General features: G+C 66.4%; 30 protein-coding genes and 1 tRNA gene. 18 read left to right on the top strand and 13 right to left on the bottom strand.

The genetic code is table 11. The features are described from left to right. Positions 1-15: 15 nt before the first annotated feature. Positions 16-1,653, bottom strand: a complete 1,638-nt coding sequence (locus BM113_RS18355) for an ABC transporter substrate-binding protein (protein WP_177209218.1) — start codon at positions 1,651-1,653, stop codon at positions 16-18. A gap of 158 nt (positions 1,654-1,811) precedes the next feature. Here BM113_RS18355 and BM113_RS18350 point away from each other — a divergent pair, with 158 nt between their 5' ends. From BM113_RS18350 to BM113_RS18340, 3 genes are read left to right on the top strand one after another with little or no spacing between them, the layout of a single operon-like run. Further along, positions 1,812-2,462, top strand: a complete 651-nt coding sequence (locus tag BM113_RS18350) for a ribonuclease H family protein (protein ID WP_089789474.1) — start codon at positions 1,812-1,814, stop codon at positions 2,460-2,462. A gap of 52 nt (positions 2,463-2,514) precedes the next feature. Continuing rightward, the gene (locus tag BM113_RS18345) at positions 2,515-2,991 is read left to right on the top strand and encodes a DUF2240 family protein (RefSeq protein WP_089789473.1); all 477 of its coding nucleotides are present in this window, start codon (positions 2,515-2,517) and stop codon (positions 2,989-2,991) included. A gap of 58 nt (positions 2,992-3,049) precedes the next feature. Further along, entirely contained in the window at positions 3,050-3,496 is a 447-nt protein-coding gene (locus BM113_RS18340) for a DUF7993 family protein (protein ID WP_089789472.1), read from the top strand. Here BM113_RS18340 and BM113_RS18335 read toward each other — a convergent pair. The 4 genes from BM113_RS18335 to BM113_RS18320 form a co-directional block, all read right to left on the bottom strand. Further along, positions 3,493-4,242: an HAD family hydrolase gene (locus BM113_RS18335; protein ID WP_089789471.1), complete on the bottom strand. Its 750-nt coding sequence runs from the start codon at positions 4,240-4,242 to the stop codon at positions 3,493-3,495. The two genes, BM113_RS18340 and BM113_RS18335, sit on opposite strands and share 4 nt — an antisense overlap. Before the next feature lie 79 nt (positions 4,243-4,321). Next, positions 4,322-5,641, bottom strand: coding sequence for a cation:proton antiporter (locus BM113_RS18330; RefSeq protein ID WP_089789470.1), 1,320 nt, complete (start codon positions 5,639-5,641; stop codon positions 4,322-4,324). 35 nt (positions 5,642-5,676) lie between these two features. Then, positions 5,677-6,171 (bottom strand): cation:proton antiporter regulatory subunit, encoded by a 495-nt coding sequence (locus BM113_RS18325; RefSeq protein WP_089789469.1) that lies wholly within the window; start codon positions 6,169-6,171, stop codon positions 5,677-5,679. Between the two features lie 92 nt (positions 6,172-6,263). Next, positions 6,264-6,632, bottom strand: coding sequence for a methylglyoxal synthase (locus BM113_RS18320; protein ID WP_089789468.1), 369 nt, complete (start codon positions 6,630-6,632; stop codon positions 6,264-6,266). Positions 6,633-6,777: 145 nt separating this feature from the next. On the opposite strand from BM113_RS18320, the gene BM113_RS18315 reads away from it, so the two are divergent. Next, positions 6,778-7,203 carry a VOC family protein gene (locus BM113_RS18315; RefSeq protein WP_089789467.1) on the top strand — a complete coding sequence of 142 codons (426 nt, stop codon included), beginning with the start codon at positions 6,778-6,780 and terminating at the stop codon, positions 7,201-7,203. Between the two features lie 181 nt (positions 7,204-7,384). Beyond that, positions 7,385-8,182, top strand: a complete 798-nt coding sequence (pyrF, locus tag BM113_RS18310) for an orotidine-5'-phosphate decarboxylase (protein WP_089789466.1) — start codon at positions 7,385-7,387, stop codon at positions 8,180-8,182. A gap of 6 nt (positions 8,183-8,188) precedes the next feature. Here the strand turns inward: pyrF and BM113_RS18305 are convergent, their stop codons facing one another. Then, complete coding sequence (locus tag BM113_RS18305; RefSeq protein WP_089789465.1) at positions 8,189-8,452, bottom strand: hypothetical protein; 264 nt, start codon at positions 8,450-8,452, stop codon at positions 8,189-8,191. A gap of 1 nt (position 8,453) precedes the next feature. Then, positions 8,454-8,639, bottom strand: a complete 186-nt coding sequence (locus BM113_RS18300; protein WP_089789464.1) for a hypothetical protein — start codon at positions 8,637-8,639, stop codon at positions 8,454-8,456. A gap of 187 nt (positions 8,640-8,826) precedes the next feature. On the opposite strand from BM113_RS18300, the gene BM113_RS18295 reads away from it, so the two are divergent. Then, on the top strand, positions 8,827-10,428 hold the full coding sequence (locus BM113_RS18295; protein WP_089789463.1) for a GTPBP1 family GTP-binding protein: 1,602 nt from the start codon (positions 8,827-8,829) through the stop codon (positions 10,426-10,428). Between the two features lie 15 nt (positions 10,429-10,443). Here BM113_RS18295 and BM113_RS18290 read toward each other — a convergent pair whose 3' ends face one another. The 6 genes from BM113_RS18290 to BM113_RS18265 all read right to left on the bottom strand — a co-directional run bounded on the left by BM113_RS18290 (position 10,444) and on the right by BM113_RS18265 (position 13,750). Next, the gene (locus BM113_RS18290) at positions 10,444-11,169 is read right to left on the bottom strand and encodes an HD domain-containing protein (RefSeq protein ID WP_089789462.1); all 726 of its coding nucleotides are present in this window, start codon (positions 11,167-11,169) and stop codon (positions 10,444-10,446) included. 5 nt (positions 11,170-11,174) lie between these two features. Continuing rightward, positions 11,175-12,107 (bottom strand): methenyltetrahydromethanopterin cyclohydrolase, encoded by a 933-nt coding sequence (gene mch / locus BM113_RS18285; protein ID WP_089789461.1) that lies wholly within the window; start codon positions 12,105-12,107, stop codon positions 11,175-11,177. Between the two features lie 79 nt (positions 12,108-12,186). Then, positions 12,187-12,396, bottom strand: coding sequence for a heavy-metal-associated domain-containing protein (locus BM113_RS18280; protein WP_089789460.1), 210 nt, complete (start codon positions 12,394-12,396; stop codon positions 12,187-12,189). Between the two features lie 67 nt (positions 12,397-12,463). Continuing rightward, a complete protein-coding gene (locus BM113_RS18275; RefSeq protein WP_089789459.1) occupies positions 12,464-12,787 on the bottom strand; it encodes an MTH1187 family thiamine-binding protein in 324 nt (107 codons plus the stop codon). 96 nt (positions 12,788-12,883) lie between these two features. Beyond that, a complete protein-coding gene (locus tag BM113_RS18270) occupies positions 12,884-13,213 on the bottom strand; it encodes a HalOD1 output domain-containing protein (protein WP_007141973.1) in 330 nt (109 codons plus the stop codon). Between the two features lie 466 nt (positions 13,214-13,679). Then, positions 13,680-13,750: transfer RNA gene (locus BM113_RS18265), tRNA-Gly, on the bottom strand. A 701-nt stretch (positions 13,751-14,451) separates the two neighbouring features. Here BM113_RS18265 and BM113_RS18260 point away from each other — a divergent pair. The 12 genes from BM113_RS18260 to BM113_RS18205 are packed head-to-tail and all read left to right on the top strand — an operon-like array spanning position 14,452 to position 21,539. After that, complete coding sequence (locus BM113_RS18260; RefSeq protein ID WP_089789458.1) at positions 14,452-15,342, top strand: putative RNA uridine N3 methyltransferase; 891 nt, start codon at positions 14,452-14,454, stop codon at positions 15,340-15,342. Between the two features lie 4 nt (positions 15,343-15,346). Next, positions 15,347-16,366 (top strand): 50S ribosomal protein L3, encoded by a 1,020-nt coding sequence (locus tag BM113_RS18255; RefSeq protein WP_089789457.1) that lies wholly within the window; start codon positions 15,347-15,349, stop codon positions 16,364-16,366. A 3-nt stretch (positions 16,367-16,369) separates the two neighbouring features. Next, positions 16,370-17,122 carry a 50S ribosomal protein L4 gene (rpl4p, locus tag BM113_RS18250; protein WP_089789456.1) on the top strand — a complete coding sequence of 251 codons (753 nt, stop codon included), beginning with the start codon at positions 16,370-16,372 and terminating at the stop codon, positions 17,120-17,122. Further along, a complete protein-coding gene (locus BM113_RS18245; RefSeq protein ID WP_089789455.1) occupies positions 17,119-17,373 on the top strand; it encodes a 50S ribosomal protein L23 in 255 nt (84 codons plus the stop codon). The genes rpl4p and BM113_RS18245 overlap by 4 nt, the downstream gene beginning before the upstream one ends. A 2-nt stretch (positions 17,374-17,375) precedes the next feature. Beyond that, complete coding sequence (locus BM113_RS18240) at positions 17,376-18,098, top strand: 50S ribosomal protein L2 (RefSeq protein ID WP_089789454.1); 723 nt, start codon at positions 17,376-17,378, stop codon at positions 18,096-18,098. Continuing rightward, entirely contained in the window at positions 18,095-18,517 is a 423-nt protein-coding gene (locus BM113_RS18235) for a 30S ribosomal protein S19 (RefSeq protein ID WP_007141966.1), read from the top strand. Before BM113_RS18240 ends, BM113_RS18235 begins: the two co-directional genes overlap by 4 nt. Before the next feature lie 7 nt (positions 18,518-18,524). After that, positions 18,525-19,025: a 50S ribosomal protein L22 gene (locus BM113_RS18230; protein WP_089789453.1), complete on the top strand. Its 501-nt coding sequence runs from the start codon at positions 18,525-18,527 to the stop codon at positions 19,023-19,025. Continuing rightward, positions 19,025-19,978: a 30S ribosomal protein S3 gene (locus BM113_RS18225; protein WP_089789452.1), complete on the top strand. Its 954-nt coding sequence runs from the start codon at positions 19,025-19,027 to the stop codon at positions 19,976-19,978. The genes BM113_RS18230 and BM113_RS18225 overlap by 1 nt, the downstream gene beginning before the upstream one ends. After that, complete coding sequence (rpmC, locus tag BM113_RS18220; protein ID WP_089789451.1) at positions 19,978-20,199, top strand: 50S ribosomal protein L29; 222 nt, start codon at positions 19,978-19,980, stop codon at positions 20,197-20,199. Before BM113_RS18225 ends, rpmC begins: the two co-directional genes overlap by 1 nt. Positions 20,200-20,206: 7 nt before the next feature. Then, a complete protein-coding gene (locus BM113_RS18215) occupies positions 20,207-20,716 on the top strand; it encodes a ribonuclease P protein component 1 (protein WP_089789450.1) in 510 nt (169 codons plus the stop codon). Then, on the top strand, positions 20,707-21,141 hold the full coding sequence (locus BM113_RS18210; RefSeq protein ID WP_089789449.1) for a 30S ribosomal protein S17: 435 nt from the start codon (positions 20,707-20,709) through the stop codon (positions 21,139-21,141). Before BM113_RS18215 ends, BM113_RS18210 begins: the two co-directional genes overlap by 10 nt. Next, on the top strand, positions 21,141-21,539 hold the full coding sequence (locus BM113_RS18205; protein ID WP_006671111.1) for a 50S ribosomal protein L14: 399 nt from the start codon (positions 21,141-21,143) through the stop codon (positions 21,537-21,539). Before BM113_RS18210 ends, BM113_RS18205 begins: the two co-directional genes overlap by 1 nt. The last annotated feature ends 1 nt before the right edge of the window (position 21,540 follow it).

The raw sequence follows: 21,540 nt of genomic DNA, 5'->3' as shown, positions 1-21,540 counted from the left end.
ATTACGGCAGCGACGCTACGCGTCCATTCCCCAGAGGTAGACGGTCTCGTCCTCGCGGGGTTCCCACTGGATCTCCTCGCGAATGCCGTAAATGCTCTCCTGGGTGTGCAGGAACACGAACGGCGCCTTCTCGTGGGCCAGCTGGTTGACTTCCTCGAGCTTCTGGCGTCGCTCGTCGGGGTCCTCGATCTGCTGGCTCTCGAGGATGGCGTCGCTGAGCTCCTCGTCGTCGAAGGTCCGGTTCGGGTTGTCCGGGATCGTAAAGAAGCCCTGGACGCCGTAGTCGGTGTCGCCAGTGATGGTCCCCCACCCGATCATGTAGAACGGGATCTCCCAGGTGTCGCCGAATTCGTCGGGGTCGACCCCCGCCTGGTTGGCGTCGGAGACGACACCGAAGTCGACGATGCTCGCCTCGCAACTGACGTTCTCGAGCTGGTCGATCTGGTCGGCGACCATCTCGGCGATGTCGGCGTCGTTGAGGTACCGGCCCTGGGGCGCGACGAGTTCGATCTCGGCGCCGCCGTAACCGCTCTCCTCGACCAGGCTCTCGGCCATGCCGATGTCCTGCTCGTAGGGTTCGATGTCGTCGTTGAAGCCGTTGATACCGGGCGCGACGGGCTGGCCGCGCGGTTCGCCGAACCCGCTGAGGGCCGTCTCGACGATCTCCGTGTTGTCCACGGCGTAGTTCATCGCCTGCCGGAACTCCTGGCTGTCGAACGGCTCGACGGTGTTTTTCATCGGGCAGAAGATGTTCCGGAAGCTCGTCACCCGTCGGACCTCGATGTCCGGCGCTTCCTGCACCGTCGCCACGTCCTCCGGCAGGATGTTGATCGTCAGGTCGGTCTCGCCCGCCTCGAGCGAGGCGACGCGACCGCTGGATTCGCTGTCCGCGTTGAACGTGACCTGTTCGAACGGTGGCTCGTCGCCCCAGTAGTCGTCGAACCGCTCGAGGACGATCTCTTCGCCGGAAGTGAAGTCGACGACCTCGTAGGGGCCGGTCCCGTTGAAGTCCTCGGGACTGGACCCGGAGATCGCGTCGTTTTCGGCGTCGTGGTTGTCGATCGCCCACTGGCGGTTGAGCGCGCGGGCGTAGTTGCCGAACTCGAACTCGGCGAGACCCGGCGCGGCGCCGTACTCGATGGCGACGGTCGTTTCGTCGACCGCCTCCGCGCCTTCGATCGAGCCGAGACCGAACGTCCCGATCGGACTGGGGACGCCCATCTCGGGGTCGATCGTCCGCTCGATCGTCCAGGCGACGTCCTCCGCGGTCAGGTCGTCGCCGTTGTGGAAGACGACGTCGTCCCGAAGGTAAACCTCGGTCGTCCCGTCGCCCTGTGCTTCCCAGTCCTCGGCGACGCGCGGGAAGATCCCCTCGCCCGGCTCGAAGTCGAACAGGGGCTCGTAGATGTGGTCGTAGACGTCGAAGTAGTCCCCGGTGATGTGGTCGAGCGGGTCGATGGTATCGGGGAACTGTGACAGCGTCACGGTCATCTCGCTTGGATCGAACCCGTTCCCGTCACCGCCTTCTTCCCCGTCTTCACCTTCCTCGCCCATGCACCCGGCGAGCGCGGCCAGACCGGTCGTGGTTCCAGCAGCCCCGGTGAGTTTCAGCAGCGTTCGGCGATCGATTGCTATGTTGTTAGCACCCTTCATACGGGCTTAATGAGAGGGATATGTAATATAAATGTTGGTGGTATGGGACACATTTTCACGACCGATTCGACGTTGAATCGCTCACATAACGGGGTCGGCCCGTCGCGAGCACTGAATTCACCCACAAGTTTAAGTTGTACTCGTCTCCTACACGGGATATGGCCGCTCACGGCCGGTCCGCACTGCGGGACCTGTTCGACGAGTCGCCCACGCCGCATATCGCCCATCCTCCCCGGACTCATCACCGCGATTTCTACGTCGCCACCGACGGGTCCTTCCGGGAATCGGGCGGCGGCCTGGGGGCCGTCATCGAAACGCGCGACGGCGCACGCGTCGCACGGATTGCGACCGCGGACGCGCCGCCGGACAACAACGTCGCCGAGTACCGGGCGCTTCACCTCGGACTCGACGTCCTCGCCGCGAGAGCGCCGCGTGACGCTCGCGTAGGGGTGCTCGTCGATCACGACGCCCTGGCGAGCAACGTGAACAACGCCATCCTCGCGACCGACCATCCCGAGGGAAAACCGCCACAGCCGCTGTCGGTCCCGGCGGAGACCCGCTACCACTGGCGAGGCATTCGGGCGCGCCTCTGTGGATTCGACGAGGTACGCGCCGCTCGCATCGACAGCGACCAGAACCCCGCCCACCCCCTCGCGAACGAACCGGACCGGTACCAGCACGTCAACCAGGAGCCCGACCGCTGCGTGCTCCCCGACCCGCCCGAACCCGCGAGGTCTGGCTCCTCGGCCACCGAGTTCCCGCCCCCGTCCCGTGCCGATCGTAACGGCGGTGGCCGCGCTTCGGACTGACCCCGTCCCCGAACCGCCACCGTTATTTCGCCGCTCACGAGAGTCGTCCCCGATGAGCCTTCGCGTCGCCGTCGCGGCCCCGTTCATCCAGCACGGCACGAACAGCCTCGAGGAGGGCGAGTTCGTCGTCTCGCTCTCGCTGGATCGTGACTGGTTCTCGCCCGACCAGGCAAAGCGCCTGATCGACGTCGCCACGCGAGAGGGGCTGCTCGAGCGCGAGGGTCCCGAAGGGGACGACCTCGTCCCGACGTTCGATCACACGGAGGTGACGGTTCCCGAGGATTTCGTCCCGGACGACGACATCCTCCGGGAGCGGTCCGCGTTCGAGCGAGTCCTCGACGCGCTCGTCGCCGAGGGGATGGAGAAACACGAGGCCGTCGGCGCGATCAACGGGCTCCAGGACGAACTCGGACTGACGATCGAGGCCGCGGCGGTCGTCTACGCCCGTCGCGAGGGGATCGACGTCTCGGAACTCGCGCCGATCGCGAAGGCGGCGCTGGGGGAGGACGACTCGGACGCGAAAGCCTGACCACTCGGGAACGGCCGAAGACGAGTACTCTTAATCCTCGGCCGCCCGACCGACGCACATGGTCGAAGATCGGATCACCGACGGGACGCGGATCGCCCAGTTGCTCTCCTCCGAACTCGACGGCCGCGAAGACGGAGCCTTTGCGGCCGTTGCGGTAACCAATGCGGATACCGACGTCGAGCCGACCCCCGACGGCGCGCGCGCGTACGACGTGGAAATAGTCGGTGACGCTCGAGACGACGGAGGTTCCGAGGGTGACGAAGACGAGACGGAGGGCCGACGCATCGCTCGAGCGTTCGTCCACGAGGATCGCGCCCATCTCGAGTTCGAACTGCAACAGGACCGTGCGGCCGAGGAAGCCGAGGCCGCGGACCTCCGGGTTCGCCCCAAGGCGACGCAACCGCCCCGGACGCTCGTGTTCGTCGAGAGCGGCGCGGCGGTCAAGCGGGCGACGGACGTGGTGTGCGCGGTCGTTCGCGGTCTCGAGGCCGACGCCGACACCTAACTACGGTTCGTGTCCAGATTCGCGACGACCTCCGGTATCGCCGTCGCGACCTCTTTCTGGTCGACGTGGGCCGCCGCTCGCGGGTCCGGGTCGGGGCCGTCCTCGAGGAGCACTTGCACGACCGCCATCCCTGCGTTCGTCGCCCCGTAGACGTCCGCCTCGACGTCGTCGCCGACGTAGACGGTTTCGCCGGGCGCGACGTCGAGTTCGGCCGCGATCGCCTCGAACGCGCGCGGATCGGGTTTGCCGGCCTCGAGTTCCCCGGTGACCAGCGCGGCGTCGAAGGCGTCCTCCCAGCCAAGGGTCTCGAGTTTGTCCCGCTGGGCGCGGACGGGGCCGTTTGTGAGCAGACCGACGCGATACTCCCCGCTGAGGTCCGCGATCATGGCTTCGACGCCCGGGAGGGGCTCGAGGGCGTCGGCAATGGTTTCGCGGTAGGCGGCCGCGAGCCGTTCGGGGGCGACTCCGACCTCGTTCTGGTTCCCGTCCTTGTCCCTGCCATCGCCCCCGTTCTCGTCCTCGTCCCCGTCCTCGTCCTCGTCCCCGTCGACTCTCCCCTCGAGCAAGTCCGCGAAGATCGGTTCGCGGCTCTCGCGGGTGAGGTGCTGGCCGTGGACCTCGAGGTACTCCTCGCGCGTGATCTCCGGTGCGCCGGTGGCGTCGACGGCCTCCCGCAGGATCGTCTCGCGATCCCGGGTCGGTACCGCGAGCGTGTAATCGAGGTCGAAGACGACCGCCCGTATCATAGGGAGGACGGAGGGCTCGAGGCGGTTGAAGCTATCCCTTCGGACCGCGGCTGCATGGCCCGGCCGGAACGGGTCCGACTCAGTCATCGCTCGGCCGCGCCGTCGTCTCGTGGCGGGCCTCGAGACGCGGCACGACGACGGACTCGATCTCGCTCGAGTACTGCATGAGCGTCGTCCCGAGGATGCTCATGACGAGCACGTAGCCGACGGCGAAGGCGTACAGCGCCTCGGCGGTTCCCTCGGTGAGGCCGATGCCGGCCCCGCCGATCGCGATGCTCGCGATGATCAGGGAGAACTCGCCGCGGGTCGTCATCCCGAGCCCGACCCGGAGCGAGCGGCGTTCGCTCAGGTCGTAGATCCGGCCGCCGAGGTAGCCGCTCACGAGCTTCGACGGGGCCGTCAGCACGACTGCGGCGGCGATCGCTGCCAGGACGAACGCGTCGAGAAACACCCCGGGGTCGGTGATCAGCCCGATCCAGAAGAAAAACACCGCGGCGAAGGTGTCCCGGACCGGTTCGAGCAGGTTCTCGAGGTCGTGGACGTGGTCGGTCGCCGAAAAGGCCATCCCGACGAAGAAGGCCGCGACGGCTTCGCTGACGCCGAGCGCGAGCGCGGCACCCGAGACCAGGGTCGTGATCCCGAGCGCCCGCAGGACGAGGAACTCGTGGGAGTCGGTTTCCAGGCTCCGCTGGAACCACGACGTACCGACGTAGACGACCACGAGCAACGCGAGGATGAATCCGACGGCGACGCCGATCTGTCCCAGCGCCTCGCCGACGTCGCCGCCGCCCATGACGAGCGCCGTCGCAATCGCCAGGTAGACCGCGATGAACAGGTCCTCGTAGACGAGCGTTCCGAGCATCGGGTCGGCCTCGTCGTTGGCGATCCAGCCCAGATCGATCAGCGACTTCGTGATGATCGCACTCGAGGAGATGTAGACCACTCCGGCGGCGAGAAAGGCCGGCAGGAACGCGCGAAACAGCAGCCACCCGAGGACCAGTCCGACGCCGAAGTTGATGGCGAGATCCACGGTGCCGGCTTTGCCGATCCTGTCTCTGGCCGCGATCAGCCGCTCGAGGTTGAACTCGAGGCCGAGGAAAAACAGGAGGAGGACGATCCCCAGTTCCGCGCCGAGGTGGATGAAGTCCGTCTCGGCCAGCGCGACGGCACCGACCGCCTCGATGAGGTCGTAGCCGAAAAGCGAGAGGTCGATCCCGGGGCCGGCGACGTCCTCGACGACTTCGGGGAGTTCGCCGAGCACGTACGGACCCAGGAGGATACCGCCGAGGATGTAGAAGGGGATCACCGACTGGTTGATCCGGTTCGCGACCACCCCGGCGAGCGCCACCGTGGCGAAAAGCACTCCAGCGTCGATCAGCGCGGTCGATTCAGCTGCCACTCGGTCTCACCTCCGACGTAATCAGCATCGGGCGATTACTCCGACTCCGGGCTCGAGAGTAGTCGCTCGAACTCGCGACAGTCCTCCCGTTCGCCGATGACGACGACGGTGTCGTCGGGCTCGATGACGGTCTCGGGCGTCGGCGGGGAGATCAGATCGTTGTCGCGCTGGATCGCGATGACGGAGACCCCGGTCCGTTCCCGGATATCCGCGTCCCCGATCGGGACGCCCGCCAGCTGGGCGTCGTCGTCGACCCCGTACCACTCGATGAACGTCTCGTCCGACAGCATCGTCTCGACCCGGTCGGTCCGAACCGGCTGGAAGTACGCTCCCTCGAGGATCGTCCCGATCTTGCGGGCGAGCCGATCCGACGCCTCGAACACTTTCTCGCTGTCGGCGTCCTCGTTTGCTTTCGTGAACACTTCTCGTTTCCCCGTGTTGTGGGTCACGATGACGAGCCGTTCCCCGTTCTCGAGTTCGACCTCGTGTTTCTTCCCGACGCCGGGGAGGTCGCTCTCGTAGATGGTCATGGTGATACGAGGCGGTGCCACGATCATAAAAGGCGCGACGGGCCCACTGTGAGCTTCAGACGAGATTGCGGGCTGACTACTGCCGGGGCCGCTCACTCCGCCAGCCCCTCGACGAGGTACTCGGCAGACGCGAGGTTGGTCGCGAGCGCGGTCTCGTGGACGTCACAGATCCGCAACAGCGCGGAGATGTCCGGCTCGTGGGGCTGGGCCTGGAGCGGATCCCGGAGGAAAACGATACCGTCGAGGACGCCCTCCGCGACCTCCGCGCCGATCATCAGGTCCCCACCGAGCGGCCCGGACGCCTTGCGCTCGACGTCGAGATCCGTCTCCTCGAGCAGTCGCTTTCCGGTGGTTCCGGTCGCGATCAGTTCGCACTCGTCGAGCAGGTCCTCGTTGTCGTTTGCGAACTCGATCAGATCCGGTTTCTTCTCGTCGTGGGCGATGAGGGCCACGCGGGGCATACCGGACCGTCGTTCGCCAGGGAGATAACGGTACGGACCGGAACGGCCACTCCGGCGATCCGGACTCGCGGACTCGGTGGGAATCGGGGACGAGCGCGGGCCCGGAGTCGAACGTTTTTCGTAGCTACTCGTTCCACGACCGGGCATGGCACGACAGGACCCCGCCGCCCACCACGTCGGTATCACCGTCAGCGACCTCGAGACCGTCCTCCCGTTCTACCGCGATACGCTCGGTCTCGAGGTCGTCGACCGGTTCGAGGTCGCGGGCGAGGAGTTCTCCGCGGCCGTCGACGTCGAGGACGCGAGCGCCCGGTTCGCCCACCTCGCTGCCGACGGCTCCCGGATCGAACTCGTCGAGTACGACCCCGAGGCCCGCGGTTCGCCGGCCGCCGGTCTCAACCAGCCCGGCGCGGTCCACGTCGGCCTCTCGGTCGACGACCTCGAGTCGTTCTACCGCGAGTTGCCCGACGACGTCCGAACGATCAGCGAACCCCGGACGACCGAGAGCGGGACGACGATCTGTTTCCTCCGGGATCCGGAGAACAACCTGGTCGAACTGCTCGAGGCCTGATACGGACTGCTGTAAGTCATTACCGGCGCAACCACGACCGTCCTGCGGTTGCACCGGTAAACAGTTACAGCAATCCGTATGAGACTGCACCGATCGCTCGCTCGAGCGGCCGCCCACGTCGGGTCGCCAGCAGGATAGCAACCTTTTCGACGGTCGGGAGTCCACTCGAGTGCAACATCGCATGAACTTCTTCGATCGGCTCCACGACCGGATCCGGACGGTCGACAGCGTCGTCAGCATCGGTCTCGACCCCGACCTCGACCGGATCCCGGACCACCTCCACGAGTACGACCTGCCCCGCTGGGCGTTCAACCGGCGGATCATCGACGCCACCCACGAACACGCCGCCGTCTTCAAGCCAAACGCCGCGTTCTACGAGGATCCGGACGGCTGGGCCGCCCTGGAGGAGACCGTCGCGTACGCACACGGGAAAGGTGTTCCAGTCCTGCTCGACGCCAAGCGGGCCGACATCGGGAACACGACCCGCCAGTACGCACGGATCCTCGAGACGGTCGACGCGATCACGGTCAACCCCTACATGGGCCGGGACTCGCTACAGCCGTTCCTGGCCGACGAGGAGGCCGGCGTCTTCGTCCTCTGTCGGACCTCGAACCCCGGCGGCGAGGACCTCCAGGACCTGGAACTCGAGACCGGCGAACCGGTGTACGAACGGGTCGCCGCGCTCGCGGACCTGTGGAACGAGAACGACAACGTCGGCCTCGTGGTGGGCGCGACAAAACCCGAGGAACTCGAGGACTTACGCGAGCAGGTGCCCGACCTCCCGTTCCTCGTGCCGGGCATCGGCGCACAGGGCGGCGACGCCGAGGCGGCCGTCGAGTACGGCCTCGCGGACGGCGTCGGGCTGGTCAACTCCTCGCGGGGGATCATCTTCGCTGGAGAGGACCGGGGCGAGGAGTTCGCGAAGGCGAGCGAACGGGCAGCGAAACGGCTCAAGAAGCGGCTGAACCGGTACCGGTAGCAGCGATCAGGACCCGTCGGCCGTATCGACGATCTGCCCCACGACGCGGCCGTCGACGATCCGTTCCTGGATTTCGACCTCGACCCCGCTCTCGAGCGACTCGTCCGGGACCCCCTCCTCGAGTCGCTCCCGGTCTTCGACGAGGATGTCGAGCGGACTCTCCTCCCGCGGGTGGTCGGCCACCAGCCGACCGTCCCGCTCCTCGAGGACGACCCGGACGGTCTCGCCGACGCCGAGGGACTCCGCGAGGTGGTCCTCGATCGAGGTCACGTTAGAACCGGTGGACGTCGACGTCGTCCCGATCCTGGCCGGGACGGGGATCGGCCCGGGACGCACAGTCGGCACACAGGCCTTTTCCCTCCTCGTAGTGGGGATCACAGGCGAGCGTCCCGCAGTTATCACACCGGTGTTCGGCGGGTCGCGACTCACAGATCTGGCAGAGGCCGCTGACGCTCATGGCCGCAGTACGTCCTCGAGCGTCTTGAAACCGGGCCCGGAACGATCCGTGCCCGGCCGCCGAGTGGACTCGTCTCCCCCTGTGTCCCCATCTCTCGGGAGCGAAACTGGCTGATACGCGGCGTTAGTGTGACATTAGGTACCAATAGACGGGAAGGCTTTTGCCGTGTGGGCCGTTACCGGCCCCTATGAGCCGTGACCGGGCCCTCCTCGAGCGGGCCCTGGAACGTGGCGAACAGGACGGTGGCAGCGTCGAATTCAAGGAACGACTCTCACGGGACGTCCACCTCGAGGGTGGACGACGGGAAAGTCTGGCGGCGCAGTTGCGACACCGACTGCTCTCCGGCGACGGCGAGGCGACCTACGTCGTCGGCGTCACCGACGACGGCGGCCTGGCCGGGGTCGATCCGGATACCTTCTCGGAGACGATGGACGTCCTCTCCTTGCTCGCCGAGGAGGCCGACGCCCACATCGACGACGTCCAGACGTGGGGAATCGAGGACGGACTGGTCGGGGTCGCACTGATCCAGGAAGGCGGCGTCCTCGAGACCGACGACGAACACGTCGTGATCGGCACCGCAGGCCACGTCGACCACGGGAAGAGCACGCTCGTCGGCTCGCTCGTAACGGGGAAGCCGGACGACGGCGACGGCGCAACGCGATCGTACCTCGACGTCCAGCCCCACGAGGTCGAACGCGGACTGTCGGCCGACCTCTCGTATGCGGTCTACGGCTTCGACGACGACGGCCCCGTCCGGGTCCGCAACCCCAACCGCAAGTCCGATCGTGCGGCAGTCGTCGAGGAGGCCGACCGCCTCGTCTCGTTCGTCGACACCGTCGGCCACGAGCCCTGGCTCCGGACGACGATCCGGGGACTCGTCGGGCAGAAACTCGACTACGGGCTGTTGGTCGTCGCCGCCGACGACGGTCCCACGCGGACCACGCGGGAACACCTCGGCGTCCTGCTGGCGACCGACCTCCCGACCATCGTCGCGATCACCAAGACCGACGCCGTCTCCGACGAGCGCGTCGAGGAGGTCGAACGCGAGGTCGAGAGCCTGCTTCGGGACGTCGAGAAGTCGCCCCTGCGGGTCTCGCGCCACGGCGTCGACGCCGCCGTCGAGGAGATCAGCGAGCGCGTCGTCCCCATCGTCGAAACCAGCGCGATCACGATGGAGGGCCTCGAGACGCTCGACGAACTGTTCGATCGGCTGCCCAAGACCGCCCACGACGACGGCGAGTTCCGGATGTACGTCGATCGCAGCTACTCCGTCACGGGGGTCGGCGCGGTCGCCTCGGGGACGGTGATGTCCGGCGAGGTCGAGGCCGGCGACGAACTACTGATCGGGCCGATGTCCGACGGCCGGTTCCACGAGGTCGAGGTGCGCTCGATCGAGATGCACTATCACCGCGTCGACGAGGCCCAGGCGGGCCGCATCGTCGGCATCGCGCTGAAAGGGATCAAGGAAAGCGCCATCGAGCGGGGGATGGTCCTGCTCCCGCGCGAGGCCGACCCCGATCCCGTCCGCGAGTTCGAGGCCGAAGTGATGGTGCTCAACCACCCGACCCGGATCGGCGACGGCTACGAACCCGTCGTCCACCTCGAGACGATCGGCGAGGCCGCCGCGTTCTACCCCGAGAACGGCCGGCTACTCCCCGGCGACACCGGCAAGACCACCGTCCGGTTCAAGTTCCGCCCGTACCTCGTCGAGGAGGGCCAGAAGTTCGTCTTCCGCGAAGGCCGGAGCAAGGGCGTCGGAACGGTGACCGACGTCCACCCGATGGACTGACGGGCCAGGGTCCGCTTACAGCTGACAGTCCCGGCCGATCTCCCGTTCGTATGCCGACCTGATCCGTTCGAACAGTCGCTCGCCGAACGACGTCTCCAGTCGCGGCGCCGCGGTCGCGAAGAACTCGTCTAAGTCGTCGTACTCGTCGAAGTGCTCGTTGTCCCCGTCGGCCTCGTAGCGATCCTCGCGTTCGTACTTGAGCGCCTGCAGACAGTTCTCGAGGAGGTCCATCTCCTTGACGAACCGGGCGGTCGGCGTCTCCCGGCGTTCGTACTCCTCCCACAGCGCGAGGAGGTCCTCGCCCGTGCTTTGGCTCGCGGGGTCGTCCCCGCCTCCGCCTCCGCCCACGCCCCCGCCCGCGTCCTCGACCTCGAGTTCGAGTCCGAACGGCACGAGCAGCGCGGTCATCGCCTCCCGTTCCGCCCGTTCCTTCTCGGCGTCGGAGAGCCGTTCCCGCCCCTGCTCGGCGCGAGTCGGAACGTCGCCGGTGCGCGCCTCCGCGAGGTCGTGAACCAGTGCCATCTCCACCGCTCGGCTGCGGTCTACGGCGTCGTCGACCGCCTCGTGATCGGCGTACAGCAGACAGAGCGTCGCCGTCCCCCAGGTGTGGGCGGCCACCGACTCCGGCCCCTCGACGCCCCGGAGCACCCAGCCGGTGCGGCGCTCGTCCTTGAGTTCCAGGAACTCGAGCAGCGATTCCAGCCGGCCGTCGACCGCGTCGTCTCGATCGAACTCGACCATCGCGGCTACAGGCCGAACGACTCCACCAGCAGGTCCTCGTCCGTTTCGCCGTAGACGTAGGTCGGGCCGCCGATCACGTCGACGGTCACCTTCGCGGGGGCGAACAGGTCCGAGGGGACCTCGTCGAACTCCCATCCGAGGTCGTCGAACACGTCCTCGAACGGCCGGCCGTGGTCCTCGGCTGCCGTCGACGGGATCGAGTCGAAGACGTCGGCGTCCTCCCGGACGGTGAGGTGGGCGACCCCGCCGTAGGCGATCGCGTCGTTCGTGCGCGCGATGGCGGTCGCCTCGTCGTCGGCCACGGGCGCGACGGGCGCGCGGCCGGTCGCGGAGACGACGTCCAGCGGGTCGTACCCCAGTTCAGACAGGCGGAAGGTCGCGAGTTCGGCCGCGCGCGCGGCGTTGGTGATGCTCCCGACGGTGCTCGCGGTCGGATAGGCAAGCAGGAAGACGCTGCTTTCCTCGACCTCCGCGAGGTCCGCGACCTGTGCTGCGGCCGATTCGGTCGGTAACTCGTCGGTTTCGACGGCCAGCGCCGTCAGGTCGAACGCGTCGGTGTAGCCGATCCGGCGGAACTCGTCCTCCTCGGCGACCAGCGCCCGCGCGGGGCCGCTGCCCAGGCCCTCGAAGTCCTCCGTGGTCAGTTCCCAGCCGGCCTTCTGGGAACACAGCAGCGAGAGGGCAGGCTGGTCAGTCGTCAGTTCCACGTACGGGATCGGCGCGCCGCCGAGTTCGCCGAGTTCGTGGCTCGGCGTCGCCATCCCGGCCGTCTGGATCTCGGTCAACAGCAGTCCGGCCTCGACGCCGCCGTCGAACTCGATCCCGAAGTCCAGGACCGTCGCTTCGTTCTCGAGGTCGTAGCCGCCGACGTTCAGCTCCTCGGCGTACTCGAGGGCCTCGTCGACGAGTTCGATCGCCATCCGGTTCAGACTCTCCATGGCCGTCCTTCAGCCTCCGGCGTAAAACAGTTTGTCAGTTCTCGCGAGGGGCTCCGCGGCCGCCGACGTCTGTTTTCTCTCAGACCGCGGGCTCGTACCCCGCGTCCTCGATCGTGTTGCCGATCGTCGCCTCGTCGACCGCGTCGTCGTCGTGTTCGACCTGTACCTCGCCGGCCTCGTGGTCGGCCGTCGCGGAGGAGACCCCCGACAGCGCCTCGAGCGCGTCGACGACGTTCTCCTCGCAGCCGCTACAGGACATCCCGCTGACGTCGATCGTGGTTCGTTCCATACGCGTGAGCAGGGCCGGCCGGGAGTTGAGTGTTTTCCCTCCGGCGGGTTCGTCCGCTGAAGCCACCCTAGCTGCCCTCCCCGTCCTTGTTGGTCGGCGGCCGGCCGAGCGCCTCCTCGACCGCGTCGACCTTCTCGGACGCGGTAGTCTCGCGGTCGCGTTTGTCGTCGATCTTCAACACGGTACTGACCCGGTCGGCGTCGACCGCCTCGTGGGCCGCCTGGGCCGCCGCGAACAGTTCTCCGACGTCGTCGGCCTCGATCACCGTCCCCATCGGATTGGTCTCGTACTCGACGTCGTACTCCTCGAGGGCCGCGACGGCGTCCGCGACGTCGTCGGCCATGCTATCCTCGATCACCGGTGCGACGCTCAATAGTGCGATGACGGTCATACGTCCACGAAGGACCGCCACGGTTCTAAATGGGCGGGCAATGCGACTCACGCGGGCACGTGGAAACGTAAATATGAAAAAGAAAAGGACGACCCCTCAGTTCGACGGCGGGTAGATAATCACGTCGCCGTTCGCGTAGACGTAGACCTCGTGATCGAGGGCCGTGAACGCGACGTGGCCGCTCGTGCGCTCGGTGCCGTCGGCCTTGGGTCGGAAGAGGCGGTCGAGCGCGTCGGGATCGATGCTGTCGTAGAGGGAGAACTCGCCCTGGGAGACGTCGGTCTCGGTGATCGACGTCAGGGCGTGGACGATCGTCGTCGTGATCGTCGCCGGGCCGTCGGTGTCGTGGTGGAAGACGTACCTGTCGTTGCGCTGGTCGTACTGCAGGTCGTCCGCGTCATCGGGGAGTGGGGTTTCGGTCTGCATTGCTATCTGGTGGGCAATCGTCTATCGATCCATAGTTATCTCTGGCATAAAAGCCAACCGCCTGCTACATCAGTATTCATTCGTGAACTACTCGGACGGCTAGGGGTCGGTGACGACGACCGGACGAGCGCTGGGGGCCGCGGGCTCATCCGGATGCTCGAGCCCCGTAACAGCCTCGAGTCGGCCGGGCGGTCGTTCCACGTCGATCGGACTCGAGACACGGTCTCGCTCGCGACTACGGCGGATCGTAACCTCTCGGATGCTTCCGTGATCGATCGCCGTCGCTCGTAGATTGGTCGCGACAGAAGTGTGCTGGCTGGGATTTGAACACCGCGAAGACGGTCGCCTCGCCCCGTTCGCCGCTGGGTCCTCTCTCGTTCAAATCAAAGGGCGACTTCCCGAATGTAGGTGTACTCACGACACGCTATCCGAATCGCAGTCGCTCGTGAGTTTGGATTCAGAGAAGTGCGCTGGCTGGGATTTGAACCCAGGTTGTGACCATGGCAAGGTCACGTGATACCACTACACTACCAGCGCCCTGCTGCACTTACACCTACTGTCGGAGGGATGTATAAGGGTTGCGAATCGATCGGAGTTAGACACAGTGGAACACGATAGCGTAGGGCGTTTTGGACCAGCCAACGGTGACCGAGACGTGGCCCTTGGCCGCTCGAACCGGGGGACGGTTCCGCTGACAGTCGTCACATCCCGTTCGCACACGACGGACGGGCGAAACCGGACGGGAGCGAACGGGGACCGCCTCACGAATACTCGTACGCGGGCGCGCACGAATATCCCACGGGCCGTACAGCTGCGACACTTCGTCCGGCTTCTACGACGAGGACGTCTCCATCCCGGCCTGGCCTCGACGGGGGACCGGCTTCGTCACTGAGTGCATCGGCGGCGTGTCGATCCACCCCGACCAACGTCGTTCGTCACCCCCGGGACGTGCACCTCTCCGGCTCCGAGACGTACGTGATCTGGCCGAGCGGAAAATCGCCCCCAATCGCCGCGATCTGCCGGCCGCGCTCCACGATCGATCCCCGAGTCCGGGAGCTGTTCCCCTTCCGGAACGGGTCGCCGGGACCCGACCTTCTATCGGTGACCGGTATGTGTCCGTTCCCCACGAATTCAGGGCTGTGAGGAGTTCACAGCCGTATTCGAATCCGCTATCCTTTTAAGACCCTATCCGCAATACATCGCTACAGTCTAGTGACGCGGCGCCGAAGCGTCACGGCATGACCGTCAGCGTACTCGTGCCGTCGTCGCTCACCCGGGAAGCCGAGGACAAACGCGAGGCAACTCGCAAGCTCGGATACGTCGCCCGCGCGGCGACGATCTACCGGGTCGATCGCCTGATCGTCTATCCCGATCGGGATGGCGAAACAGGGCGGTTCGGCGACGGGTTCGTCAGTACCGTCCTGCGGTACGCCGCAACGCCCCCCTACCTCCGAAACGAGGCCTGGGGGATGCGAGACGAACTGGAGTACGTCGGCGTCTTGCCGCCGCTCCGCGCCGTGTCACGGACCGGCTCCGAATCGAACGATTCGGGGTCGTTAAGACAAGGGATCGTGACCGAGGTCGGACCTGAAGGGCGCGTCCGGGTCAATTGCGGCATGCAACACCCGATCTCCCTCAACACGCCTCCTGACATGGAGGTCGAAGAGGGGGAGCGCGTGACCGTCAGGATCTCTTCGCGACGACCGGTCCGAGCGAAGCTCGTCGATCGCCCCCTTCCGGGGCTTTCAGTCGAGCGGACGGACCTATCGGCAGCACTCGGCCGTGAGGACGCCGGCGTCCGCATCGCCGCCTCCCGATACGGTGAAGAACTCACCGTGGGGCGGCTCGAGACGCTGGCCGGACGCATCGAGGACGACGGTCTGACCGTCGCCTTCGGCGCGCCCGAGAGAGGGCTGCCGGATATCCTCGGAATCGAGGCGTCCGCCGTCGCCGTCGATCCGGATCCATCGGATCGAGGGGATTCCGACGCGGACGACGGAGTCGAACCCACACCGGCCGATCCGGGGTTCGACCTCTGGCTAAACACGGTTCCGGATCAGGGAAGCGACGTGGTGCGCACCGAAGAAGCGGTGTTCGCCACGCTCGCTCCCCTCTCACTGAGAGAGTGATAGAATGCCACAATCAAACGCACCACGGAAAGGCTCACTCGGGTTCGGTCCACGGAAGCGCGCCTCCTCGGAGGTTCCGCGCTTCAACTCGTGGCCGGACACTGACGGACAGCCGACGCTCCAGGGCTTCGCGGGCTACAAGGCCGGCATGACCCACGTCGTCATGGTCGACGATAAAGCGAACTCGCCGACCGAGGGGATGGAACAGACCGTCCCCGTGACGATCGTGGAGACGCCGCCGATGCGCGCCGTCGCCCTGCGTGCGTACGAAGACACGCCGTACGGAATGAACCCCGTAACCGAGGTCTGGACCGACGAGTTCGCACCCGAACTCGATCGCGTCCTGGACCTCCCCGGCGACGACTACGACAGCGACGCCGCCGCCGACGAGCTTCGCGGACTGCTCGAGAACGGGCGCGTCGACGACGTTCGCGCGATCACGCACACGGTACCGAGCGAGGTACCGTCCGTGCCCAAGAAGAAGCCGGACGTCATGGAGACCCGCATCGGCGGGGGCTCCGTCGACGAACGCGTCGACTTCGGCCTCGAACTGCTCGAGGACGGTGGCGAACACGTCATGAACGACGTGTTCCGCGCCGGCGAGTACGTCGACGCAAGCGGCGTCACGAAAGGGAAAGGGACCCAGGGTCCCGTCAAGCGCTGGGGCGTCCAGAAGCGCAAGGGCAAACACGCCCGGCAGGGATGGCGCCGCCGCATCGGGAACCTCGGTCCCTGGAATCCGTCCCGCGTCCGGTCGACGGTCCCACAGCAGGGCCAGACCGGCTACCACCAGCGGACGGAACTCAACAAGCGCCTCGTCGACATGGGCGAGGGCGCAGACGCGACGGTCGACGGCGGCTTCGTCAACTACGGCGAAGTCGACGGGCCGCACGCGCTGATCAAGGGCTCGCTCCCCGGGCCGGAGAAGCGTCTCGTACGCTTCCGCCCGGCGATCCGACCCGGAGACCAGCCGCGCCTCGATCCCGAGGTTCGGTACGTCTCCACCGCATCCAACCAGGGATAACATATGGAAGCAACAGTATACGACCTGGACGGCTCGGACGCGGGCTCGGTCGATCTCCCGGCGGTCTTCGAGACGCAGTACCGCCCGGACCTGATCGCCCGCGCCGTACAGGCCGCCCAGGCCAACCGGAAACAGGACTACGGTGCCGACGAGTTCGCCGGCCTCCGAACGCCGGCCGAATCGTTCGGCAGCGGCCGAGGGATGGCCCACGTCCCACGACAGGACGGACGCGCACGACGCGTTCCCCAGTCCGTCAAGGGACGCAAGGCCCACCCGCCGAAGGCCGAGAAGGACTGGACCGAATCGATGAACACCAAAGAGCGGAAGTTGGCCGTCCGCAGCGCGATCGCTGCGACGACCGACGCCGAACTCGTCGCCGAGCGCGGCCACGAGTTCGACGAGGACCTCGAGCTTCCCGTCGTCGTCGACGACGAGTTCGAGGACCTCGTGAAGACCCGCGAAGTCGTCGACTTCCTCGAGGCCACCGGTCTCGAGGCCGACGTCGAACGCGCCGACGAGGGTCGGGGCGTCCGCTCCGGTCGCGGGAAGACCCGCGGTCGGAAGTACCAGGAGCCCACGTCGATCCTCTTCGTCACCTCGAGCGAGACGGGCCCGTCCCGTGCCGCTCGAAACCTGGCCGGCGCCGACGTCGCGACGGCTGCGGAGGTCAACGCCGAAGACCTCGCGCCCGGCGCACAGCCGGGTCGACTGACGGTCTGGACCGAGAGCGCTCTCGAGGAGGTGGCCGAACGATGAGTACGGTCATCGAGCACCCGCTCGTCACGGAGAAGGCGATGAACGACATGGACTTCGAGAACAAGCTCCAGTTCGTCGTCTCCCCCGACGCCACCAAGCCCGAAATTCGGGACGAAGTCGAGGAGCGCTTCGAGGTCTCCGTCGACGACATCAACACCCAGGTAACGATGAAGGGCAAGAAGAAAGCGACAGTTCGACTCTCCGAGGACGACGACGCACAGGAAGTCGCCTCGCGAATCGGGGTGTTCTGACGATGGGACGACGCATTCTCGGACAACGACGCGGTCGCGGTACCTCCACGTTCCGTGCCCCGTCGCACCGATACAAGGCGAAGCTCGATCACAAGAAAGAGGAAGACGACGACCTCGTCCGCGGGACGGTCGTGGACATCGAACACGACCCCGCGCGATCGGCGCCCGTCGCCGCCGTCGAGTTCGAGGACGGCGACCAGCGTCTGGTCCTCGCCCCCGAGGGTATCACGGTCGGCGAGGAGCTGCAGGTCGGCGTCTCCGCCGAGATCAAGCCGGGCAACACGCTCCCGCTCGCGGAGATCCCGGAAGGGGTCCCGGTCTGTAACGTCGAAGCGAACCCGGGCGACGGCGGCAAGTTCGCCCGCGCCTCGGGTGTCAACGCGGACCTGATCACCCACGACCGCAACGCGGCGGTCGTCCAGCTGCCAAGCGGCGAGGTCAAGCGCCTCGATCCGCAGTGTCGAGCCACCATCGGCGTCGTCGCCGGTGGGGGTCGCACGGAGAAGCCGATGGTCAAGGCAGGGAACAAGCACCACAAGATGAAAGCGCGAGGCACGAAGTGGCCCCGCGTCCGCGGTGTCGCGATGAACGCCGTCGATCACCCGTTCGGTGGCGGCGGTCGACAGCACCCCGGGAAACCGAAATCCGTCTCGCGGGACGCCCCGCCGGGACGGAAGGTCGGTGACATCTCCTCGCGCCGTACCGGTCGAGGTGGAAACAAATGAGCCAGGAGTACCGAACCGGCCGTGAAGGTGAGTTCACCTACCGCGGTCACACGCTCGACGAGCTGCAGGACATGGAGCTCGAGGAAGTCGCGGAACTGCTACCCGCACGAAAGCGGCGAAGTATCGAACGCGGTCTCTCCGTCGAGAAGCAGAAGCTTCTCGAGGAGGCCCGCGAGAAAGGCGAGGAGGAGACCGCCAACGCGCCGATCCGAACTCACCTGCGGGACATGCCGATCCTGCCGGAGTTCGTCGGACTGACCTTCGAAGTCCACAACGGACAGTCCTTCGAGCGCGTTTACGTCGAACCCGAGATGATCGGACACTATCTCGGCGAGTTCCAGCTGACCCGCACGTCCGTCGAACACGGACAGGCCGGGATCGGCGCGACTCGCTCCTCGAAGTTCGTCCCACTGAAGTGATCATCGTATGGGAATCAACTACTCAGTCGACGCGGATCCGGACGCGACCGCGAAAGCGATGCTCCGGGAGCGTCACATGAGCCACAAGCACAGCAAGGAGGTCGCCCGCGAAATCAAGGGCCGAACCGTCGGCGAGGCCCGGGCCTACCTCCAGGACGTGATCGACGAGGAACAGTCGGTCCCGTTCAAGTCCCACAACGCCGGTGCCGGACACCGTTCCGACATCGACGGGTGGGACGCAGGAAAGTACCCCGAGAAGGTCTCGAACGAGTTCCTCGACCTGCTCGAGAACGTCGAGGCCAACGCCGACCATCAGGGCTTCGACGGCGAGTCGATGGAGATCGTCCACGTCGCCGCTCACAAGGTCGGCGAGTCGGTCGGCCGCAAGCCCCGCGCGATGGGGCGTGCCTCCGCGTGGAACACGCCGGAGGTCGACGTCGAGATCGTCGTCGAAGAGGTCGACACCGACACCGACACCGAATCCGAGGACGAGGAGGGTGACAACTAATGGCTGACGAACAACAGTTCATCGAAAACGGCCTGCAGCGGTCCCAGATCGACGAGTTCTTCCAGGAAGAACTCGGCCGCGCGGGCTACGGTGGCATGGACGTCGCCAAGACGCCGATGGGAACCCAGATCGTCCTCAAGGCCGAGAAGCCGGGGATGGTCATCGGCAAAGGCGGCGAGAACATCCGAAAGGTCACGACCGCCCTCGAGGAGAAGTTCGACCTCGAGGATCCCCAGGTCGACGTACAGGAGGTCGACGAACCCGACCTGAACGCACGGATCGTCGCCGACCGCCTGGCAAACGCCTTGGAGCGTGGCTGGTACTTCCGGAAGGCCGGTCACACGACGATCGACCGGATCATGGAAGCCGGCGCACTGGGTGCCGAGATCGTCCTCTCCGGGAAGGTCACGGGCGCCCGCTCGCGCGTCGAGAAGTTCAACCGCGGCTACATCAAGCACAACGGCCAGCCCGCCGAAGAGATCGTCGACGAAGGGCAGGCGACGGCCGTCATGAAGCTGGGCACGATCGGCGTCACGGTGAAGATCATCCCGCCGAACGCGCAGCTGCCCGACGACTTCGAGATCCACGAGGACCTCGATCCCGAGGAAGTCGTTCCCGAGGCCGTCGAGGCCAACGAGGCCGAAGGCGTCGAGGAACTCCTCGAGGGTGAGCCCGAAGGGGCCGAAGGGGCCGAGGCCGCGGAGGCCGACGAACCCCCGGAGACCGAAGCCGACGAGGCCGACCTCGACGAAGAGGTCGTCGAGGAGGTCATCGAAGAGGAAGTCGACGCCGACGACGCCGACGAGGAGTTCGAAGAGGTCGAAGTCCCCGGCGGCGACGAGGACGTCGAGGAAGAACTCGAGGAGCTCGAAGAGGACGTCGAAGCCGAAGCCGAGGAACTCGTCGCCGAGATGGAAGAAGACGAAGACGAGTCCGAGGGAGGTGACGACTGATGGCGATCCTGCACGTCGAAGAGATCCGCGACATGACGCCTGCCGAACGGCAGGAGGAACTCGAGGAGCTCGAGACCGAACTGCTCAACCAGAAATCCGTCCTCGCGGCCGGTGGGGCCCCGGAGAACCCGGGCCGCATCGGCGAGCTTCGCCGGACCATCGCGCGGATCAAGACGATCCAGACCGAGGAAGGCGACTTCGAGGACGAAGACGAACAGTAATACACAAATGGCACTGACACCCGAGACCCTGCCACGACACGAACTCAACGGGCTCCCCGTCCGCGTCGTCGAGAGCGACGACGAGTCGCGGGTGGGCCTCGAGGGGCGGGTCGTCATCGAGACGACCAACACCCTCTCGATCGAGGTTTGCGTTCCGCCGGAGGCGGAACGGTGGAACGGCGGCGTCGCCGCCGACCGTGACGACGGCGAGTCTCGGGTAGTGATGGTGCCCAAATCGGGCTCGACGTTCGAGTTCGCGATCACAGATGACGCCGCCGACCTCGAGAAGGGGTCGGGGACCGCGTCCAAACTGGCCGACACTCAACCTGCGGAGACCGAGCGATCGGACACCGCAGACCGAGCTGACGGCGATGCCGCCAGCTGTCGCGGCGACGGTTCGACGAACCGCCGCCGCGCTGCCGGCGAGGACGTGGCCTACGTTACGGTCGATGGATCGCGCTTGCTCTCACGACCCGCCCGACGCACGGAAACGAATGGTGATTCACCATGGCAATAGGACTAGACGTTGAAACCCCTCCGGAACCCGAAAACCCGGAGGAATACGACTACGAGAAGTGTCCGTTCTACGGCGAGCTGTCCGTTCGAGGTCAGATCCTCGAGGGGCAGGTCGTCTCGACGGACATGGACAAGACCGTGGTCGTCGAACGAGAGTACGATGTAGCGGTTCCGAAATACGACCGCTACATGAAGCGACGCTCGCGCATTCCGGCCCACGTGCCGGGCGTGCTCGAGCCGCTCTCGGTCGGTGACACGGTCAAGATCGCAGAGACCCGACCACTGTCGAAGACCAAATCGCACGTGGTCGTCGAAGTAACCGAAGAAGCGACCGCCGAGGACGTCGCGGAGCTGACCGGCGAGACCGAACCCGAGCCGGGCCTCTCCGACGAGGACCTCGCTACGGAAACCGAGGGTGATCAGTGATGGAGGCGATGAAAGCCGACGTCACGCAGGGTCTGAAGAAGGGCTCGCTGGTCACCTGCGCCGACAACACCGGCGCACGCGAACTGAAGGTCGTCAGCGTCTCGGGCTACCACGGCACCAAGAACCGCCAGCCGAAGGCGGGGATCGGTGACAAGGTCACGGTCTCCGTGACCAAGGGTACCCCCGAGATGCGCCGCCAGGTCCTCGAGGCCGTCATCGTCCGCCAGCGGAAGTCGATCCGCCGGCCCGACGGCACCCGACTGAAGTTCGAGGACAACGCGGCGGTCATCATCGACGAGAACGAGGAGCCCCGCGGGACGGAGATCAAGGGGCCGATCGCTCGAGAAGTCGCCGAACGCTTCGGCGCGATCGCCTCCACCGCGACGATGATCGTATAGA

Origin of the sequence: Natronobacterium haloterrestre (assembly GCF_900112205.1) — an archaeon.
GTDB classification, from domain to species: Archaea; Halobacteriota; Halobacteria; order Halobacteriales; family Natrialbaceae; genus Natronobacterium; species Natronobacterium haloterrestre.
This window is presented reverse-complemented; position numbering and strand designations above follow the sequence as displayed.

Bases quoted from the DNA above. Each gene is read 5' to 3' on its own strand.
- BM113_RS18230 (WP_089789453.1), top strand. From the start codon at position 18,525: ATGGGAATCAACTACTCAGTCGACGCGGATCCGGACGCGACCGCGAAA.
- BM113_RS18325 (WP_089789469.1), bottom strand. From the start codon at position 6,171: ATGACCATCTACGAGAGCGACCTCCCCGGCGTCGGGAAGAAACACGAG.
- BM113_RS18290 (WP_089789462.1), bottom strand. From the start codon at position 11,169: ATGGTCGAGTTCGATCGAGACGACGCGGTCGACGGCCGGCTGGAATCG.
- BM113_RS18235 (WP_007141966.1), top strand. From the start codon at position 18,095: ATGAGCCAGGAGTACCGAACCGGCCGTGAAGGTGAGTTCACCTACCGC.
- BM113_RS18280 (WP_089789460.1), bottom strand. From the start codon at position 12,396: ATGGAACGAACCACGATCGACGTCAGCGGGATGTCCTGTAGCGGCTGC.
- BM113_RS18300 (WP_089789464.1), bottom strand. From the start codon at position 8,639: ATGAGCGTCAGCGGCCTCTGCCAGATCTGTGAGTCGCGACCCGCCGAA.
- BM113_RS18295 (WP_089789463.1), top strand. From the start codon at position 8,827: ATGAGCCGTGACCGGGCCCTCCTCGAGCGGGCCCTGGAACGTGGCGAA.
- BM113_RS18355 (WP_177209218.1), bottom strand. From the start codon at position 1,653: ATGAAGGGTGCTAACAACATAGCAATCGATCGCCGAACGCTGCTGAAA.
- BM113_RS18205 (WP_006671111.1), top strand. From the start codon at position 21,141: ATGGAGGCGATGAAAGCCGACGTCACGCAGGGTCTGAAGAAGGGCTCG.
- rpmC (WP_089789451.1), top strand. From the start codon at position 19,978: ATGGCGATCCTGCACGTCGAAGAGATCCGCGACATGACGCCTGCCGAA.
- rpl4p (WP_089789456.1), top strand. From the start codon at position 16,370: ATGGAAGCAACAGTATACGACCTGGACGGCTCGGACGCGGGCTCGGTC.
- BM113_RS18270 (WP_007141973.1), bottom strand. From the start codon at position 13,213: ATGCAGACCGAAACCCCACTCCCCGATGACGCGGACGACCTGCAGTAC.
- BM113_RS18245 (WP_089789455.1), top strand. From the start codon at position 17,119: ATGAGTACGGTCATCGAGCACCCGCTCGTCACGGAGAAGGCGATGAAC.
- BM113_RS18210 (WP_089789449.1), top strand. From the start codon at position 20,707: ATGGCAATAGGACTAGACGTTGAAACCCCTCCGGAACCCGAAAACCCG.
- BM113_RS18260 (WP_089789458.1), top strand. From the start codon at position 14,452: ATGACCGTCAGCGTACTCGTGCCGTCGTCGCTCACCCGGGAAGCCGAG.
- BM113_RS18215 (WP_089789450.1), top strand. From the start codon at position 20,207: ATGGCACTGACACCCGAGACCCTGCCACGACACGAACTCAACGGGCTC.
- BM113_RS18240 (WP_089789454.1), top strand. From the start codon at position 17,376: ATGGGACGACGCATTCTCGGACAACGACGCGGTCGCGGTACCTCCACG.
- BM113_RS18255 (WP_089789457.1), top strand. From the start codon at position 15,347: ATGCCACAATCAAACGCACCACGGAAAGGCTCACTCGGGTTCGGTCCA.
- BM113_RS18345 (WP_089789473.1), top strand. From the start codon at position 2,515: ATGAGCCTTCGCGTCGCCGTCGCGGCCCCGTTCATCCAGCACGGCACG.
- BM113_RS18335 (WP_089789471.1), bottom strand. From the start codon at position 4,242: ATGATACGGGCGGTCGTCTTCGACCTCGATTACACGCTCGCGGTACCG.
- BM113_RS18350 (WP_089789474.1), top strand. From the start codon at position 1,812: ATGGCCGCTCACGGCCGGTCCGCACTGCGGGACCTGTTCGACGAGTCG.
- BM113_RS18275 (WP_089789459.1), bottom strand. From the start codon at position 12,787: ATGACCGTCATCGCACTATTGAGCGTCGCACCGGTGATCGAGGATAGC.
- pyrF (WP_089789466.1), top strand. From the start codon at position 7,385: ATGAACTTCTTCGATCGGCTCCACGACCGGATCCGGACGGTCGACAGC.
- BM113_RS18225 (WP_089789452.1), top strand. From the start codon at position 19,025: ATGGCTGACGAACAACAGTTCATCGAAAACGGCCTGCAGCGGTCCCAG.
- mch (WP_089789461.1), bottom strand. From the start codon at position 12,107: ATGGAGAGTCTGAACCGGATGGCGATCGAACTCGTCGACGAGGCCCTC.
- BM113_RS18315 (WP_089789467.1), top strand. From the start codon at position 6,778: ATGGCACGACAGGACCCCGCCGCCCACCACGTCGGTATCACCGTCAGC.
- BM113_RS18340 (WP_089789472.1), top strand. From the start codon at position 3,050: ATGGTCGAAGATCGGATCACCGACGGGACGCGGATCGCCCAGTTGCTC.
- BM113_RS18320 (WP_089789468.1), bottom strand. From the start codon at position 6,632: ATGCCCCGCGTGGCCCTCATCGCCCACGACGAGAAGAAACCGGATCTG.